The sequence below is a fragment of the Amycolatopsis sp. TNS106 genome, from assembly GCF_019330265.1.
GTDB classification, from domain to species: domain Bacteria; phylum Actinomycetota; class Actinomycetes; order Mycobacteriales; family Pseudonocardiaceae; genus Amycolatopsis; species Amycolatopsis lurida.
In genome coordinates this window covers 1,227,868-1,246,423 of record NZ_CP024972.1, presented here as the reverse complement: position 1 = coordinate 1,246,423, position 18,556 = coordinate 1,227,868, and the positions used below count along the sequence as shown (strand labels likewise).

Sequence of the window (18,556 nt, the reverse complement as noted above, 5' to 3'; positions counted from 1 at the left end):
GTGTACCATTTCCTCTTCGGCGCGCCACTGGCCATCGAGGGGCTTGTGTCCTCAGTGCGCGTCACCGGCGAGGAAGTCGACGAGGGCGCGGGCGATCGGGTTTGGTGCGTTCTCGGTGGGGATGTGTCGCGCTTCCGGAATCCGCACGAGCGTGCTTCGCGGTATCTCCCGTGCGAATTTTTCCGCGTACTCCACCTTTTCGAAGCGGTCGTCCTCGCCCCAGATCAGCAACTTGGGTGTCGTCGTGGTCCGTCGCAGCGGGGAAAGGAGTTCGAGGGTGTAACGGCTGTCGGCCGCGCCCGCCATGGCCAGCCACGAGCGGCGTACCCGCGGCTCGGTCCACGGGTCCACGTATTCGGCGATCCGCTGTTCGGTGGCGGCGCCGGCCAGATCCGTGGCCACGGCTTCCCGGCGGGCCGTGAGGAAATCCTCGGCGGTGATGGCGGCGCCGGCCTCCCGCGCCAGCAGCTCGGCCACGTGCGGCGCCGGCCAGGAGTCGTAGAGAACCGAATTCACCAAGACCAGCCTGGACACCTCCAGCCGGCCTCCGGTGAGGAGATGCTGGCCGACGGCACCACCGATGTCATGGCCCGCCACGGCGACCGGGCCCGAGATCCCCACCGCCTCCACGAATCGCGTCACCCAGTCGGCGAGAGCCGGGACCGTGGCCGTTTCCAGCGTGAGCTCCCCCTCGGAGCGCCCCATTCCGGGGAAATCGACCGCGAGCGGTCGCAGACCCGCCTCGGCGACGCGTTCGAGCACCGGAAGCCACACCCGGCTCCAATACGTCCCGTGCACCAGGAGGACGGCCGGACCGTCCTGCTTCACGGTCAGGTAGCTGGCCGGTTCACCGTCCACCTGTACCGCGGTCCTCACGATGCCCGTTTCGGTGGTTTCACTCATCAGACCACGGTGACCTACGAGCCGGTCTCTTGCCGAGTACCGAAAAGGACATCAAGCCGCAGTTTCCTGCCATCACGTGGGCTGGGTCGTGAGTGGTAAAGACGGCTCGCGGCGGAACCCCGGCCGCAGCCGAGTCTCGTGAGTGGTAAGGACGGCTAGAACCGTCCTTACCACTCACGACGACACCTTTGCCTTACCCCTCACTGTGCCCCAGCGGAGCCCGTGACCGCGTGGTGGTCACGGGCTCCGCAGGGCCGGGTCAGCTCACTGGACGGTAAGGCTGTATTCGGTCGTACCGGTCTTGCCGGTGCTGTCCGTGGCGGTGATGGTGATCTTGTAGGTGCCGGGCTGGAACGGCGCGGCTATGGACATACGTGACGTACCGCCCGGAGCGACAGTGGACGGCTGGAACATCGGGTTGAGGGTCAGGCCCGTCGCGGTGAGTGTACTGTTGCCCGTTCCTCCCGCGACGGTGACGGTCGCGTCGACGAACGAACCGGATTTCACCGTTCCCGCGCCGGGTGAGACGGCCGGTTTGGGTCCTTCCGTGGTGCCACCGTCGCCGACGGTCAAGGTGTAGTCGGCGGATTTACTACCGGACGCGCCTTTCGCCGTGACGGTGATCCGGTGCGTGCCTTTCGGAGTGCTCGCCGCGGTCTCCACGGTGAGTTTGGCGACGTCGCCGGAATCGAGGGACGAGCCGGGCTGGAACGTGGCCGTCGCGCCGGCGGGCAGTCCGGTGGCGGCCAGTTCGAGCTTTTCGGGTCCCGTGTCGCCGGCCTTGGTCACGACGGAGGTCGAGATGTACTTGCCGGGCTCGGTCTTGCCCGCCGACGGGCTGAGGGAAACGCCGAATTTCCCGTCACCGGGCTGGGTGCCGCCGATCTCGCCGCGGGCCCAGTCGCCCATCTCGTTGGTGAGCCGGGCCATGATGCTGTAGCGGTCGCATCCGCTCGCGCCCCACGACACGACCCCGACGATCACGCCGTCCACGATGAAGGGCCCGCCGCTGTCGCCGGAGCACGTCGCGGTTCGCCCGTCGTCGTACCCGACGCACACCATGAGCTCGGGGTTCACCCGCACGTTGAACACCTGGCAGTTGTTCGCGTCGTTGACCGGCATCGTCGTCTTGTACAGCGTGCCGGATCCACCGCCGGCCGAGGTGCGTCCGTAGCCGACGGCGGTACCCGACTTCCCCGGTGCGGTCAGTCCGGCATCACCCGATCCGGCCACCTTGGCCCACTGGTTCTCCGGCACGGGCAGATCGGCCTCGGTGGTGATGACCGCGACGTCGTAGCCGGTCTGCCAGGAGTTCGGGCCGGTGTAGCGGGGGTGCACCTTGTAGGAGGCGACAGGCGTGCGGAACGTTTCGTCACCTGGGGTGTTCAGGTCGTCGTCGCCGTAGAGGTAGCTCTTCGCGCCGCCGACGTCGATCATGCAGTGCGCCGCGGTGATGATCTTGCGTTTGCCGACGACGGAAGCGGTGCAGGACTGCCCCTGCGGGCCGCCGCCACCCGCTCGCAGGCCCGCGATGATGTAGGGGTTTTCCCGCACGGTCGTCCGTTGTCCGTTGACCACCCGGGTTCCCAGGTCCGGGGCCCGCAGCTGGTCGGTGGGTGTCGCGGCGGTGGCGGCGGGCTCGGCGTTCGCCGTCTCGATCGCGGGCAAGGTGATCACGGCCAGTGCCATGGCGACGGCTGTGACCAGACGTGCTGTTCTCATCGTGCTCCTCGGTTCGGTTCCGGATCAGAACGTGATCGACCAGCCGGTCAAGGTGCCGGTGTCGAAGCGGTGGACGTCGCGCAGCTGGAGCTTCCAGGTGCCGTTGGCGTTCTCGCCGGAGGCGTCCACGGTGAAGGTCTGGTGCACACCGCCGGAGTCCCCGATTCCACCGGCTCGTTTGAGGGGCAACGTGGCCCCGCTCGGTCCGATCAGGTCGATCGCCAGGTCCGCGGAGTAGGTGTGGTCGATGTCCACCCGGACGGCCAGCGCCGCCGAGGCCTTGCCGTCACAGTTGCGCTGGGTCACGGTGCTGCCCACGGCGGCTCCGGCGTCGGGGATGGCCACGTCCTCGTCATTGGACTCGACACCGCACCTGGGCGGCGTGCCCCCGCCGATGAAGCCGGTGTAGAGCAGCGCGTCCGGAGAGCCCGCGCCGGGATCGGTGACCAGACCCGGTGAGGCGTTGCGGACGAGCGCGTCGCGTACCTGCTGGGGTGTCGCGCCGGGATTCGCGGCGAGATACAGCGCCGCCGCCCCCGCCCCGTGCGGCGACGCCATCGAGGTACCGCTGCCGGTACGGTAGCCGCCGGTGTGGTCGGTGGAGTAAATGTTGCCGCCCGGGGCGAACAGGTCGACGCACTTCCCGTAGTTCCCGCTACGGCCGCCACCCTGGTTGATCCAGCCGACGGTCAACGCTTCGGGGGTGCGGCCGGGGCTGGCCGTGCAGGCGTCCTGGCCGTTGTTGCCCGCGGCCACCGCGACCACGAACCCCTTTTCCACCAACGCTTTCACTTGAGCGTCGCCGACGCCGACGGTGTCCATGACCAGGCTCAGGTTGACCACGGCCGGTTTGCTCCCGTTGGCGGCCACCCATTCCAGTCCGCTGACGGTCGCCGAGTCCGGCCCCGAACCGCCACAGCCCAGCGAGCGGACCGCGACCACCTTGGCCTTCTTGGCGACGCCGACGGTCTTGCCCGCGATCGTGCCCGCCACGTGCGAGCCGTGCCAGAAGCAGTCGCTCGCGTCGTTGTCGTTGTCGATGAAATCGCGGCCGTGGGCGGCCCGTCCCTCGAACTCGGTGTGCCGGATCCCCACGCCCGAGTCGACGACATAGGCGGTGACACCCTCACCGGTGTTGGGATAGACGTACTTCTTGTCCAAGGCCTTCGTGCGCTGGTCGATCTGATCCAGGCCCCACGACGGCGGGTTCGGCTGCTCTCCGGCGGCGCGGGCGACACCGTCCTGGTGCACCGCCTGCACAGCCGGGTCGGCGGCCAGGCGCCGGGCCTGGCGCTCGCTCAGGTCCCGGACCGAGAAACCGTTCAGAGTCAATACGTAGGTGTCGACCACCGCACCGCCGTAGCGCTGGGTCAACGACGCGGCCCCGCCCTGCGAGGCTGCCTGCGCGCCGTCCCGGAGGACGACTATGTAGCGCCCGGCAAGGGGCTGCCGGGCTTGCACGACGTCGCTTTCGGGCGTCGTGGCCGACGCGGCGGGACTCACCGCCACCAGTGCGGCCGCGATGCCGAACAGACCTAACGTCATTCGGGCCTTTTGCATCTCTCCTCCATCTCCGTGTGCGCCTGGCGCACCGCTTCACCATTCGGCGCGGGCGGAGGGGAAACAATCGTGGTGAGACCCCGGAGGGGTACGGCATTACCGTGATCAGGGTTACGCGGTGGCGACGGTCCGACGTATCGTTGCGGCCTCCGGGAACCGGCGTGACCAGCGCGGAGGTGGCAATGGGCGTGTCTCCGTCGACGCGCGGACGATCCATCCCGATGATCGGCCGGGCCGCGGAACTGGCCACCCTGTCCGACGTCGTCGGCCGTCCGCCCGCGGTGGCTTTCCTGGAAGGTGAGGCGGGAGCCGGAAAGACCACCTTGATCGGCGCGCTCGCGACGGCGGTGCGCGGCAGGAACCTGTGGATGGCCGTCGGTACGTGCCAGCCACTGCCCGAACCCTTCCCCTATGGACCGTTGCTCGATTGCCTCGGGCGAGCCGGGGACAGGGTGAGGCATCCCGATCCGGTGACCGGGGCCCTTCGCGGGCACCTTCCGGAACTCGCCGATCTCCTGCCCCCGGCGCCGCCACCGCTGGACCGTCCGGAGGCCGAGCGCCATCGGATGTTCCGCGCGGTCTGCGCGCTGGTGCGGGCGCTCGGGCAGGCCGTGCTCGTGGTCGAAGACGTGCACTGGGCGGATGAGGACACCCGGCAGGTGCTGAGATTTCTGCTCGCGGACCCACCGCCCGGACTGTCGCTGGTCATGACCTATCGGCGTGAGGAACTTCCCGGTGATGCCCCGCTGGTGCCGGTCGTGCACCCGCCGCTCGAAGTCACCACCGTGCATCTCGGTCTGCGACCGTTCGAGGAGCCGGAGGTGCGGGCGCTGATCGAAACCATGACGGGCGCCGGCGTTTCGGAGTCGTTCGCGACCGCGGTTCTGCACGAGACCGGCGGGATCCCTTTCGTGGTGGCCGAAACGGCCCGTGCGTTGCGTGGCGGACTCGTGGACGCCAAGGGCGACGATGCGGTGGCGCGCCGGCTCCTGGCCACCGTCGACGTACCTGTCCTGGTGCAGGAGTCGCTACTCGAACGACTGAACCGGCTGAGCGAACCCGAGCGCGCTGTCGCCGAGGCGGCGGCCGTGCTCGGCGACGCCGCACCGGCGGAGATCCTCACCGCGGTCGCGGGGTCTCCCGGAGTGCATCCGGTGGTGAGCCTGGTCCGCGCGGGTGTGCTGGCGGAAGGCCCGCCGAACCGGTACGGCCTCCGGCACGACATGGCGCGGCGGGCGGTGTACGCGGCTTTGCCGGGACCTCGTCGGCGGGAGTTGCACGGCGCCGCGGCGCGCGTGCTGGCGGACGTGGCCGGATGGCCGGTCGCGCGGCTCGCCGAGCACTGCGCCGAAGCCGGAATGCCGCGAGAGTGGTTGCGGTACAGCGAAAGCGCCGCGGACGTCGCGGCCGAGGCGAACGACATGTCCGCCGCAGCGGACCTGCTCTCCCGGGTGGTCTCCGACCGCGACGTGCCCGCCGAAGACTTGAACCGGCTGGCCGCGAAACTCTGTGGGTACGCACTGGCCGGGCTGCCTGACGCCGACGTGATCACCCGGATCGAGGCGTTGCAGTCGGATCCCAGATTGGTCACCGACGTACGCGGCGAAGTGCGCCTCTGCTTCGGCACCCTGCTGGTGCGCGAGTCCCGATTGGACCGCGGATGTGCCGAAATCGCCCACGCGATAGAACTTCTCGGCGACCAGCCCGAGCGCATCGCGTCCGGGATGGCGCTGCTCTCCGTGCCCTACCTCGACATCGTCACCGCTGCCGATCAGCGGGAATGGCTTCCCCGGGTGGAGGACCTGCTCGCTCAGCTGCCGCGGCGGCCCGCGCGCACGGCGGTACTGGCCACTGTGCTCGGTGGGCGGGTCATCGTCGGTGACCCGGCCGGCTGGGACCGGATCACCCTGCTGCCCGCGCCCGACGACCTCGACGACCCCGCCGAGATCAGGCATCTCGCGAGGGCCCACACCAATCTGGCCGACGCGTGCTCATGGATCGGCCACGACGGGCAGGGACGAACGTTCCTGCGCACGGGGCTGGCACTGGCCTCCCGTGCGGGTGCCCCTTATGTGGTGGCGACAGCGGAAGCCACCGCGGCGCGGCTGGACTGGCTGGCAGGCGAGTGGTCCGGGCTCGCCGAGCGCGCGCGGGCGCTGATCGAGGTCTACTCCCCTCTGCCGCACATCACGAACGAACTGAACCTGGTCGTCGGCTGGCTGGCCGCCGCGCGCGGCGACTGGCTGACCGCCGAACACGGATTCCACGCCGCCCTGGACATTCATCCGACGGCGGTGATCCCGGTGGCGGTGGCCGCGGCGGGAGGGATGGCCGCCATGCTCCTCAGCCGGGAGGACACCGCGGCTCGCGGCCACGCCGAACGCGGGCTTGCCCTTCTCCGTGCGAAGGGCTCCTGGGCATGGACCGCCGAGATAGTCCCCCAGGCTGTCGCGTGCTACCTCGCCGACGACGAGATCGGTGCCGCGCGGCAACTCGTCGCTGAGGCCGAGGAAGGGCTGAACGGCATCGACGCGCCCTCGGCGTGGACCGCGCTCACAGTGTGCCGGGCGCACGTGGCCGCCGCGGTGGGAGAACGTGACGACGCGGAGCAGCACTACCGTGACGCGCAGCTGCGCTACGACGAACTCGGGCAGCGTTACCGCGCCGCGCAGTGCGCCGACAAGGCCGCTCGCGTCACCGGCGCCGAGCCCTCGGTGTTCCGTGAGCTGGCCGTCACGTTCGACGCCCTCGGCGCCACCGTCGACGCCGCCCGGTGCCGTCACCACGTCCGCAGCACCGGGACGGTCATCCCTTCCGTTCGTGGCCGCCGCAGCTACGGCACGCAGCTGTCACCGCGCGAGCACGATGTCGCACGGCTGCTGGCGAACGGCCACACCAACCGGGAGATCGCTCAAGCCCTGTTCATCTCACGGCGCACCGTCGAGGACCACGTCGCCAACGTACTCCGCAAACTCGCCGCCCCCTCCAGGCACGACGTCCGGCTCTGAAGCACCACAGGACCGCTGCGGGCACGTCAGGTCGTGGTGGCCACCAGGCCGTTCCGCTCGGCGATCGCACGACGGACAGCGGTCGTGGTGAAGGCCAGCGCGGTGGCGGCGACAGCGGCCAGTGCGGCCAGGCCCAGCGCGTAGGAGCCCAACGCGCCGTAGAGGGCGCCCATCACCAGTGGCGGCACGAATCCGCCCAGCCCACCTGCGGCGCCGACGATCCCGGTGACCGAACCGACCTTGTTCCCTGGTGCCAGCAGGGCGACGAGCGCGAAGACCGCGCCACTGCCGGCGCCGAGCGCGGCTGCCATGGAAAGGAAGGTGATCGTGCCGACCGGCATCAAGGCCGGAGTGAACGCCGTGACCGCGGCCGCCGCGGTGACCACCGCGAAGACTCCGGCCAGCACCCGCGCCGGACCGAAACGGTCGGAAAGCCATCCGCCCGCGGGGCGCATCAGCACGGCCAGGAGCACGAAGCCCGCCATCCGGTTCGCCGCGTCGGCCTGAGTAAGCCCGTAGGCGGCCTTCAAATAGGCGGGAAGGTAGACGGAAAACGCGACGTAACCACCGAACGCGACCGCGTACAGCGCCGAAGCCTGCCAAGTGACGGGCAGCCGAGCCGTGTCGGCCAAGCGGCGGACGGCGGACTCGGTCGGCACCGTCCGGCCCGGCGCGTCCCGCAGCAAGAGGAACGCGATGGCGGCGTAGAGCGCCAGCACCACGGCGGTGAGCACGAACGGTGCCGCCGCCCCGCCGGCGTCCACGAGCTGCACGGTGGTCAAGGCACTGATCGCGGTGCCGCCCATGCCCGCCCCGAACACACCGATCGCCAGCCCACGTCGCCGTGGGGGGAACCAGGCGTTGACGAACGGCACCCCCACGGCGAACGCGGTACCGCCGATGCCGAGGAAGAACCCGCCGATCAGCAGGGCAGCCAGCGAGGTGTTCCCCGCCAGGCCGAGGAAGAGCACCGGCACGATCGTCGCCGCCGAGACCAGCGGGAACATCACGCGTCCGCCGTACCGGTCGGTCAACGCACCCACGGGGATCCGCCCCACCGAGCCGACCACGACCGGTACGGCGACCAGCAGCGCCTGCTGGAACGAGCTCAGCCCGAGGTCCTCTTTGAACAGTGGGCCGAGCGGGCTCAGCAACGCCCACGCCCAGAAGTTCACCGCGAAGCCCGCGGTCGCGATCGTCAGCATGAGCATCCGCCGACCGGCAGGCGTTCCGTCGTGGTTCTCGTCCTTGTTGCCCTTGGCCGGATGCGTGCCCGGCGTTGTCACGTGCGTCGTCATGTCGCCTCGGACGTTCTCGTCGTAAGTAGTGGACGGCTCAAGGATGCGAACCGGCCCGGCGGCCCGACAGAGATCGACGGTCCCGTCCACGCGGGCCGAACGTCCCTTAACCGGCCGGCCGCCGGACGGCCCGGCACGACGGGACCGAAGGTCCCTCGGTGCGGGACGTTCGCCTGGTGATCGGCGGTCGGCTCTCGCCGAACATGGGTGATGCCTTACCGGTCACCCGCCCTCTGCCCCGGTGTCCGGATCACTCGAAGGAGCCGCGTCCCCGTGTCTTCCCATCCTGCCCCTGCGAACGACCACGTTCCCGGCCACGGGCCGCTGCTCGGTGCCCGTCGTTTCCTGACCGGGGAGACGGTCGGTGACCACGGACGGACTCTGCATCAGATCGATTCCGGCGCCTGGGAATCGTTCTACCGCGACCGATGGAGCTACGACCGGGTCGTACGGTCGACCCACGGCGTCAACTGCACCGGTTCGTGCTCCTGGAACGTCTTCGTCAAGGACGAGCTGATCACCTGGGAGCACCAGGCGACCGACTACCCGACCACGGGACCGGACAGCCCCGACTACGAACCCCGGGGTTGTCCGCGCGGCGCGTCGTTCTCCTGGTACGAGTACTCGCCCTCCCGTGTCCGGCACCCCTACGTGCGAGGCTCGCTGATCACGATGTTCCGGGCCGGGCTTCAGCGGTTCGGCGATCCGGTCGCCGCGTGGGCGGATATCGTCGAGGACCCGCGCAAGGCATCCGTCTACAAAGGACAGCGCGGTCGCGGCGGTTTCGTGCGTGCCTCGTGGGACGAGGTGACCACCATGGTCGCCGCCGCGCACGTGTACACCACCAAGACCCACGGGCCTGACCGCGTGGTCGGGTTCTCGCCCATTCCGGCGATGTCCATGGCGTCCTTCGCGGCGGGCACCCGCTACCACGCGTTGCTGGGCGGCACGCTGCTGTCGTTCTACGACTGGTACGCCGACCTCCCGATCGCGTCACCCCAGGTGTGGGGCGACCAGACCGACGTCCCCGAGGCCGGCGACTGGTGGAACTCCACCTACCTGGTCATGTGGGGCTCCAACATCCCGGTCACCCGCACTCCGGACGCCCACTTCCTCGCCGAGGCCCGCTACCGCGGCACGAAGGTCGTCGCGGTCAGCCCGGACTACGCCGACAACGTCAAGTTCGCCGACGACTGGCTCGCCCCGAGGCCGGGCACCGACGGCGCCTTGGCGATGGCCATGGGCCACGTGATGCTCACCGAGTTCTTCCGCGACCGCCAAGTTCCCTATTTCACGGACTACGTGCGGTCCTACACCGACCTGCCCTTCCTGGTGACGCTTCGCGAGCGCGAGCCGGGCGTCTACGCCGCGGACCGGTTCCTCACCGCCGCGGACCTCGGTGACGAGGACACTGGCGCGCAGCACAAGACCGTTCTGCTCGACGACGCGTCCGGCGCCCCGGTGGTGCCGGGTGGGTCGCTGGGATTCCGCTACGGCCCAGAGGGAGAAGGCCGGTGGAACCTCGACCTCGGCGACGTCGTGCCCGCGCTCGGGGTGCTCGATCACGCCACCGGACAGGTCCCCGTCGACCTCGCCCGGTTCGACATCGGCGAAACCGAGGGCGGTGCCACCATGCGCCGCGGTGTCCCGGTCACGCGCGTGGGCGACCACCTCGTCACCGGCGTCTTCGACCTCATCATGGCCCAGTACGGCGTCCGTCGCGGCGACCTTCCCGGCGAATGGCCCACCGGGTACGACGACGCCGACGCCCCGCACACGCCCGCGTGGCAGGAGCGGCTCACCGGTGTTCCCGCGTCGATGGCGGCCAAGATCGGGCGCGAGTTCGCCCGCAACGCCGAACGCAGCCGCGGCCGTTCCCTGATCGCGCTCGGCGCGGGCGCGAACCAGTGGTTCCACTCGGACATGACCTATCGCGCCTTCATCGCGCTGGTCACGCTCACCGGCTGCCAGGGCGTCAACGGCGGCGGCTGGGCGCACTACGTCGGCCAAGAGAAGGCGCGGCCGATCACCGGGCAACAGCACATGAGCTTCGCCTTCGACTGGCAGCGACCGATGCGGCACCAGGCGAGCACCCCGTTCTGGTACCTGCACACCGACCAGTGGCGCTACGAGAAGGTGCCCGCCGACGAGCTCGCTTCGCCGCTGGGACAGGGACGGCTGGCAGGTATGGCGTTCGCCGACACCGTCGCGGCCGCCCAACGCATGGGTTGGTCACCGGGCCACCCCGCGTTCGACCGCAACCCGCTCGACCTCACCGACGAGGCCGCGGCCGCGGGACTGAGCACGAGCGAGCACATCGTCGCCGAGCTGCGCGCGGGACGGCTCAAGGCCGTCGCCGACGATCCCGACGACCCCGCGAACTTCCCCCGCTGCCTGACCCTGTGGCGGGCGAACCTGCTCGGCTCCTCCGGCAAGGGCAACGAGTTCTTCATGAAGCACCTGCTCGGCGTGGATTCGTTGGCGTCGGCCGACGAATGCGGTCCCGGTGAGCGGCCCCGCGACGTGGCGTGGCGAGACGAAGCGCCGACCGGCAAGCTCGACCTGCTCACCGCGATCGACTTCCGGATGACCAACACCGGCCTGCACAGCGACGTCGTGCTGCCCGCCGCCACCTGGTACGAGAAGCACGACATCTCGACCACCGACATGCACCCGTTCGTGCACGCGTTCTCCCCGGCCGTCGCCCCGCCGGGTGAGGTGCACACCGACTACGACGCCTTCCTCTCCATCGCGGACAAGGTGAGTGAGCTGGCGGTCACGCACCTCGGTACCCGCCGCGACGTGCTCGCCGCACCGCTGCAGCACGACACCCCCGACGAACTGGCGACGCCGTCGGGCCGGGTTCGGGACTGGAAGCGCGGCGAGTGCGAGCCGGTGCCGGGCGTGACGATGCCGAAACTGGTCGAGGTCGAACGCGACTACACGCTCATCGGCGCGAAGATGCGTGCCGTCGGCCCGTTGCTGGACAAGCTCGGCACCACGACCAAGGGCATCACCGTCGACGTCACCCCCGAGCTGGAGTACCTGCGCCACCAGAACGGCGTCGTGCCCGACGGCCCGTTCGCCGGCCGGCCTTCACTGTCCACAGCGGACCGGATGTGCGAGGCGATCCTCGCGCTGTCCGGCACGACCAACGGCCGGGTGGCGCACGAGGGCTTCCAACAACTGGAAAAGCGGACCGGGCACCAGTTCACCGACCTGATCGAGGGGCACGAAACCGATCACGTCACCTACGCGTCCACTCAGGAGGCGCCACAGCCGGTGTTCACCAGCCCGGAGTGGTCCGGCTCGGAAAAGGGCGGACGCCGGTACTCGCCGTTCACCATCAACGTCGAACGACGCAAACCGTGGCACACCCTCACCGGCAGGCAGCACTTCTTCGTCGAGCACGACTGGGTCGCCGAACTCGGCGAGCATCTGCCCGGCTATCGACCGCCGTTGAACATGGCCCGGCACTTCGGCAAGCCCGGCGAACTCGCCGACGGTGGCGTCACTGTCCGGTTCCTCACGCCGCACGCGAAGTGGTCGATCCACTCGATGTACCACGACAACGAGCTCATGCTCGCGCTCTCCCGCGGTGGTCCGGTGATCTGGATGAGCGTCGAGGACGCCGCCAAGATCGGGGTCGCCGACAACGACTGGGTCGAGGCCGTCAACCGCAACGGCGTGATCGTCGCCCGCGCCGTCGTCAGCCACCGGATGCCCGAGGGCACGGTGTTCCAGTACCACTCCCCCGAACGCACCGTGAACGTCCCGAAGACCGAGAAAACCGGCAAGGGCAAGGGAAAGCGCGGCGGCTACCACAACTCGATGACCCGGCTGCTCGTCAAGCCGACCCATCTCGCGGGCGGCCACGCCCAGCTGACCTACGCCTTCAACTACTACGGCCCCATCGGCAGCCAGCGCGACGAGATCACCGTGATCCGCCGCCGCGGCCAGGAAGTGGAGTACTGACATGCGCATCCGCGCCCAGGTCGCGATGGTGATGAACCTCGACAAGTGCATCGGCTGTCACACCTGTTCCGTGACCTGCAAACAGACTTGGACCAACCGCGAAGGCACCGAGTACGTCTGGTTCAACAACGTCGAGACGAAACCCGGTATCGGTTACCCCAAGCACTACGAGGACCAGGAACGCTGGAAGGGCGGCTGGAAGCTCGACAAGAAGGGGCGGCTGGTCCTGCGCTCCGGCGGACGCGCGAAGCGGCTTTCGCGCATCTTCGCCAACCCCGACCTCCCGACGCTGGAGGACTACTACGAGCCCGCGACCTTCGACAAGGACGTCCTCGTCACCGCGCCCGCCGGGCTCACCGACACCCCGGTCAAACAACCGAGGTCGGCCCTCACCGGGGAACCGATGAACCTCGAATGGGGCGCGAACTGGGAGGACAGCCTCGGCGGTGCCCACGAGCGCGCCGGGACCGACCCCAACATCACCGCGATGGACCCCGACGCGGCGGCACGGGTGAAGTTCGAGTTCGAGAAGACCTTCATGTTCCACCTGCCCCGCATCTGCGAGCACTGCCTCAACCCCGCGTGTGTCTCGGCCTGCCCGTCGGGTGCGATGTACAAACGCGAGGAGGACGGCATCGTCCTGGTCGACCAGGACCGTTGCCGCGGCTGGCGGATGTGCGTGAGCGCCTGTCCCTACAAGAAGGTCTACGTCAACCACGCCACCGGCAAGGCCGAGAAGTGCACCTTCTGCTTCCCGCGCATCGAAGCAGGCCAGCCCACCATCTGTTCGGAGACCTGCGTCGGCAGGCTGCGCTATCTGGGGCTGGTCTTCTACGACGAGGACGCGGTGCTCGCCGCCGCCTCCGTCGAAGACGAGCGGGAACTGCTGGCCGCGCAGCGAGCGGTGTTCCTGGACCCGCACGATCCCGAGACGGTGCGCCTGGCGACCGAGGCGGGCCTGCCCGAGGAGTGGGTGCTCGCCGCGCAGGCCTCTCCGGTGTGGAAGCTGATCGGCGAGTACAAGATCGCTTTGCCGCTGCACCCGGAATACCGCACCCTGCCGATGGTCTGGTACGTCCCGCCGCTCTCCCCCGTGCTGGACGCCGTCAACGCCGCGGGGCGTGACGACACCGACGCCGACGACGTCTTCCACACCATCCGCGATCTGCGGATCCCCGTGGAATACCTGGCCGAACTGTTCACCGCGGGTGATGCCGACGCGGTCGCGGGCGTGCTGATGAAGCTCGCCACGATGCGTTCCTACATGCGCGCCCGCACCCTCGACGGCACCGTCGCCGGAGAGCTCTGCGAGGCCGTCGGCATGTCCGGCGAAGGGATCGAAGCGATGTACCGGCTGCTCGCGATCGCGAAGTACGACGAGCGCTATGTCATCCCCGCCGCCTACGCCAAGGACGCCGCCGCGCTCGAAGCACAGGCGGCGTCCACTTCGGACTGTTCGCTGGACTGCGCCGGCGGCCCCGGGATGACCGAACCGGCCGCCACCGCGGAGCGGTTCCACCTCGTGACCGAAGACCGGCAGGTCCGCCCGGGCCGCCGGAGCCTGTTCGCCCGCCGCGGCGACGGCAGGCTCGGCCTGACCATCGACCCCGCCGGAGGCCGCTCATGACCGCGCCCGGACAGTCCTTTGTGGAGGGGACCGACCGAACCCGGCTGTTCGAACTCGCCTCGGTGCTGCTCACCTACCCCGACACCGCACTGATCGGCGCTCGGAGGGAACTGTCCGCCGCCATCGGCGAGATCACCCACCATGAGGTGCGCGAGCGGCTCGCCGCGTTCCTCGGCTGGTTCCTGACCACCGACTCACTCCAGGTCGAGACCCACTATGTCCGTACGTTCGACCTGCGCCGCCGCTCGGGGCTGTACCTGACCTACTACCTGCACGGCGACACCCGCAAACGCGGAATCGCTCTGCTCACCCTCAAGCAGCGCTACCGCGCACACGGCCTTCGCCTGGCCGCGGGTGAGCTGCCCGACCTGCTGCCGGTGGTTCTCGAGTTCGCCGCGATCGCCGGCCCGGGCGACGGCGAGGCACCGCTGCGTCAGCACCGCCGCGGCCTGGAGCTGCTGCGCTCCACTTTGGACGAAGGCGGATCACCCTACCGGCACCTGCTCGAAGCGGTCGTCGCCGCGTTGCCGCCCCTGACCGAGGCCGACCGGGACACCATCCGCGCGCTCGCCGAAGACGGACCTCCCGTGGAATCGGTCGGGCTGGCGCCCTACGGCACCGATGTCGACACCATCGGCTTCGGCCCCGATCTCAGTACCGAAGCGTGTGCCCACGCACACCCCTTCGCCAACCGTTCGATGGAGAGTGTCCCGTGAGCACGTTCGTCTGGATCGTCGTCCCCTACGCCTGCCTGGCGGTGTTCGTGCTCGGCCACGTATGGCGGTGGCGCCACGACCAGTTCGGCTGGACCACTCATACCAGCCAACTACTGGAGAGCCGCATCCTCCGGCTGGGCTCACCGTTGTTCCACCTCGGAGCGTTCGGTGTCATCGCCGGTCACGCCATGGGCCTGCTGGTGCCCGCTTCGGTGACGGCGAAGGTCGGGATCTCCGAGCACGTCTACCACGCCACCGCCGTCTGGGGCGGCACCGCCACCGGCGTCATGCTCGTGGCAGGCCTCGCCTTGCTGATCGCCCGCCGCTTCGTCAACGGCCGCGTCCGCCGGGTCACCACGACGATGGACAAGGTGCTCTACGCCGCGCTGGCCGCGATGGTGGTGCTCGGGATGACCGCCACGGTCGGGACCAACCTCCTCGGCGAGGGTTACGACTACCGCGAGACGATCGCCGTCTGGTTCCGCGGCGTCTTCTGGTTCTCCCCCGAACCGCACCTGATGACCGGGGCGCCTCTCGTCTACCAACTGCACGCGATCGGCGGATTCCTGTTCCTCGCGCTGTGGCCCTTCACACGACTGGTCCACGTCTGGTCGGCGCCGCTGGCCTACCTGTGGCGGCCCTACGTCGTCTACCGCGGCCGCCGGGGGAAGCCCGCCACTCCCACCCCGACGCCGGCGACCGTGCGGGACCGGGCCCTGCGCTGAGCGGGTCGAGTTCCGGCTGCGGCAGGTCCACGGCCCGGTCCGTGAAGGCCTCCTTGAGGGACCCTGGGTCCCTCAAGGAGGCCTTCACGGACTAGGTGATCGCTACGTGCGCCCTAACTACCTCTCAAGTAAGAAGGACATTCCGTGACCGCTCCACCCGGGCTGATCGGCAGGACCGTCGGGGACGTGCTGGTGCGACAGCCCAAGACATCGCCCGTGGACATCTCGGTCGATCAGGCCCGCGCCTGCTTCGCCGACGACCACGTCCACATGCTCCTGCTCACCGAGGCCGGACGGCTCATCGGCACCCTCGTGCGCACCGACCTGCCCGCTGACCTGGACGGCACCGGCCTCGCGCTGCCCCACTCGCGGATGACAGGCCGGACGGTGCCCGCGGACATGCCCGCCGAGCAGGCGCGCCGTCTCCTTATGGCTCGCGGGCAGCGGCGTCTCGCCGTGGTCGACGACGGCGGTGCCATCCTGGGCCTGCTCTGCCTTAAACGCCGTCTGACCGGCTTCTGCGGTGACGCCGACGTCGCCGCTCGTGCCGCGGAGCGCTCCGCTCAGCCGATGTAGCGCGATCTTGCCTCCCCCAAGTACGTGAAGGCCCCCTTCACTGCGCCTGGCACAATGAAGGGAGCATTCACGTACTTCACCCAGGTCAGTCGAGCATCCCGGGACCGAACACTTCGTAATGAACCCGCTCGGCGGACAGGCCGCGGCGGATCAGCCCAGCGCGGATCTTGTGCATGAACGGCAGCGGGCCGCACAGGTAGGCGGTGGTACCCGGGGTCAGCGGCAGCACGTCGACGTCCAGGAGGCCGGACCGCGAGCCGTCGTCGTGGTCGTTCTCGTACCAGTACAGTTCGTCGACCTCGCCGAGGCCGGACGCGATCTGGGCACATTCACGGCGGAGCGCGTGGTGGGCGGGTGAGCGATCGGCGTGGGCGACGACGATCCGCCGCGTCGGCTGGGTGCGGGCGAGGTGATCCAGCATGGCGGCCATCGGGGTGATCCCGATCCCTGCGCTGATCAGGAGCACCGGGCCGTCGCCGATGTCGAGTGTCGTCTCGCCGGCGGGTGGTCCGAGCACCAGGATCTGGTCTTCGGTGACGTGGTCGTGGAGGTGATTGGACACCACGCCGTCCGGGGCACCGTCGTGGCCGCGAACGCGGCGGACGGTGATCCGCAGTGAACCTCGCCCGGGGCCGTGCGACAGTGAGTACTGGCGAGGCTGGCGACGGCCGTCGGGCAGGTCGACAGCGACCGAAACGTACTGGCCGGGCAGGAAGTCCGGTACGGCCGCCCCGTCATCGGGCACCAAGGTGAACGAGACCACGTCGACGGCCTCGTCGAGGCGTTTGGCCACGCGCCAGCGGCGCCAGAGCCGGGCGGGATCGAGGTCGCCACGTTCGTAGAGGCGGGCTTCGGCGGCGATCAGCCGGCAGGCGAGCAGCCAGTAGACCTCGTGCCACGCCGCGAAGACTTCGGGGGTGACCGCCGCGCCGAGGACGGTGCCGACGGCGTTGAGCAGGTGGTGACCGACGACCGGGTACTGCTCGGCCCGGATGCCCAGCGACACGTGCTTGTGCGCGATTCGCTCGGCGACCCGGTCGAACGGCGCGGCATCGTCGCCCGCTTCGCTGACCAGGTGCTCCGCGAAGCCGGCCACGGCTGAGGCCAACGCGAGCTGCTGCCGTCCATCCGCCTGGTTGCCCTGGTTGAACAGGTCGAGCAGTTCCGGATGCGCGGCGAACATCGACGAGTAGAACTCACCGGTGATTTCCACGGCGTGCGCGCGTACGACGGGCAAGGTGGCGCGAACCACTGCGGCGGATGCCGTGGACAGCAACGAATTCTCCTTCTACGGGAGTGGGACCAGGCTTCGCGAAGGCGCCGATGCGGCCATGACCGGTCTCTTTCCCGATCCTGCCGGGAACGGGATGCGGCACCAAGGGATCTTCGGAGTACTCGATCGGGACCTTGGTCCCTACGGAACTCGGCCGATGGCACTGGGGCCGGAACCCCTGGAACGGCAAGGTGGAGGACGTGATCAGCACCGCCCATGGCGCGGCTGGCGAACCTGCTCCCGATTCGAGGACACGATGACTGCACCAGAAATGCGACCGGTGGTGGTGGGTGTGGACGGCTCTTCTTCGGCCGTCCACGCGGCGCGATGGGCCGCGACCGAAGCGGCGAGGCGGAAGGCACCGCTGTCGATCACGCATGCCTGCATGCTGATCCCGGTGCGGATGCCGCCTGGGGTCGAGTTGCCGAGGCCTTACGCCGACGCGCTGACCGAACAGGGGCGGGAGGTGCTCGCGGCGGCCGCGGAGGCGGCAAGGGAAGCAGCCCCCGAGGTCGACGTGACCACCGAACTGCGCGGCGGAGCCGCCGCCGAACACCTCATCGGGCGATCGGCCTCGGCGGAGTTGATCGTGCTGGGCTCTCGCGGCCTTGGCGGGTTCACCGGGCTGCTGGTCGGTTCGATCGCGGTCGCGGTGGCGACGCACGGGCACTGCCCGGTCGTCGTCGTCCGGGGAGCGGATCGGCCGCAGGACGCACCGGTCGTCGTCGGTGTGGACGGTTCGCCGACGAGTGACGCGGCTCTGGCCTTCGCCTTCGACGCCGCCGCGACACGTGGTACGCGGCTAGTCGCCGTGCGCGCGTGGTCGGACTTCGCCGTGGGCAACGCCTGGGCATTCGGCTCCGCGCTGGATTGGGAAACCATCCAGGCGGCGGAGGCGCGGCTGGTGGATCAGCAGCTCGGCACCTATCGAAGCAAGTACCCCGACGTGCCCGTCGAGAGTGTCGTCGTTCGCGACCGGCCGGCGCACACGTTGCTCGAACACTCCGGAAAAGCCCAGCTCGTCGTGGTCGGCTCTCGCGGCCGAGGCGGTTTCCGCGGGCTGCTCCTCGGCTCCACGAGCCAGGCGCTGATCCACCACTCCGCTTCTCCGGTGGCCGTCGTCCCGCCCGCCCGGCAGTGAAAGCCGCATCGCAGGACGGCTTGTCACGACGG

12 protein-coding genes are annotated in these 18,556 nt (G+C 69.5%); 7 read left to right on the top strand and 5 right to left on the bottom strand.

The window, feature by feature from the left end; all coding sequences use genetic code 11:
• Positions 1 to 51: 51 nt before the first annotated feature.
• From CVV72_RS05635 to CVV72_RS05625, 3 genes are all read right to left on the bottom strand, one after another.
• Positions 52 to 903 (bottom strand): alpha/beta fold hydrolase, encoded by an 852-nt coding sequence (locus CVV72_RS05635; protein ID WP_219151364.1) that lies wholly within the window; start codon positions 901 to 903, stop codon positions 52 to 54.
• Between the two features lie 264 nt (positions 904 to 1,167).
• Positions 1,168 to 2,625 (bottom strand): trypsin-like serine protease, encoded by a 1,458-nt coding sequence (locus CVV72_RS05630; protein ID WP_219151363.1) that lies wholly within the window; start codon positions 2,623 to 2,625, stop codon positions 1,168 to 1,170.
• Between the two features lie 24 nt (positions 2,626 to 2,649).
• On the bottom strand, positions 2,650 to 4,170 hold the full coding sequence (locus CVV72_RS05625; RefSeq protein WP_219151362.1) for a S8 family serine peptidase: 1,521 nt from the start codon (positions 4,168 to 4,170) through the stop codon (positions 2,650 to 2,652).
• A 203-nt stretch (positions 4,171 to 4,373) separates the two neighbouring features.
• Here CVV72_RS05625 and CVV72_RS05620 point away from each other — a divergent pair, with 203 nt between their 5' ends.
• Entirely contained in the window at positions 4,374 to 7,193 is a 2,820-nt protein-coding gene (locus CVV72_RS05620) for an AAA family ATPase (RefSeq protein WP_255632538.1), read from the top strand.
• Positions 7,194 to 7,219: 26 nt separating this feature from the next.
• Here CVV72_RS05620 and CVV72_RS05615 read toward each other — a convergent pair whose 3' ends face one another.
• On the bottom strand, positions 7,220 to 8,404 hold the full coding sequence (locus CVV72_RS05615) for an MFS transporter (RefSeq protein WP_255632753.1): 1,185 nt from the start codon (positions 8,402 to 8,404) through the stop codon (positions 7,220 to 7,222).
• 360 nt (positions 8,405 to 8,764) lie between these two features.
• Between CVV72_RS05615 and CVV72_RS05610 the strand changes: the two genes are divergently transcribed.
• The 5 genes from CVV72_RS05610 to CVV72_RS05590 all read left to right on the top strand — a co-directional run bounded on the left by CVV72_RS05610 (position 8,765) and on the right by CVV72_RS05590 (position 16,110).
• A complete protein-coding gene (locus CVV72_RS05610) occupies positions 8,765 to 12,466 on the top strand; it encodes a nitrate reductase subunit alpha (protein WP_219151361.1) in 3,702 nt (1,233 codons plus the stop codon).
• Position 12,467: 1 nt separating this feature from the next.
• Positions 12,468 to 14,093, top strand: coding sequence for a nitrate reductase subunit beta (gene narH / locus CVV72_RS05605; RefSeq protein ID WP_219151360.1), 1,626 nt, complete (start codon positions 12,468 to 12,470; stop codon positions 14,091 to 14,093).
• Positions 14,090 to 14,809 carry a nitrate reductase molybdenum cofactor assembly chaperone gene (gene narJ / locus CVV72_RS05600; protein WP_219151359.1) on the top strand — a complete coding sequence of 240 codons (720 nt, stop codon included), beginning with the start codon at positions 14,090 to 14,092 and terminating at the stop codon, positions 14,807 to 14,809. The genes narH and narJ overlap by 4 nt, the downstream gene beginning before the upstream one ends.
• Positions 14,806 to 15,534, top strand: coding sequence for a respiratory nitrate reductase subunit gamma (gene narI / locus CVV72_RS05595; protein WP_219151358.1), 729 nt, complete (start codon positions 14,806 to 14,808; stop codon positions 15,532 to 15,534). The genes narJ and narI overlap by 4 nt, the downstream gene beginning before the upstream one ends.
• 144 nt (positions 15,535 to 15,678) lie before the next feature.
• Positions 15,679 to 16,110: a CBS domain-containing protein gene (locus CVV72_RS05590; protein WP_219151357.1), complete on the top strand. Its 432-nt coding sequence runs from the start codon at positions 15,679 to 15,681 to the stop codon at positions 16,108 to 16,110.
• Between the two features lie 85 nt (positions 16,111 to 16,195).
• Here the strand turns inward: CVV72_RS05590 and CVV72_RS05585 are convergent, their stop codons facing one another.
• On the bottom strand, positions 16,196 to 17,386 hold the full coding sequence (locus tag CVV72_RS05585; RefSeq protein ID WP_219151356.1) for a globin domain-containing protein: 1,191 nt from the start codon (positions 17,384 to 17,386) through the stop codon (positions 16,196 to 16,198).
• A gap of 253 nt (positions 17,387 to 17,639) precedes the next feature.
• On the opposite strand from CVV72_RS05585, the gene CVV72_RS05580 reads away from it, so the two are divergent.
• Positions 17,640 to 18,524 (top strand): universal stress protein, encoded by an 885-nt coding sequence (locus CVV72_RS05580; RefSeq protein WP_219151355.1) that lies wholly within the window; start codon positions 17,640 to 17,642, stop codon positions 18,522 to 18,524.
• Positions 18,525 to 18,556: the final 32 nt, after the last annotated feature.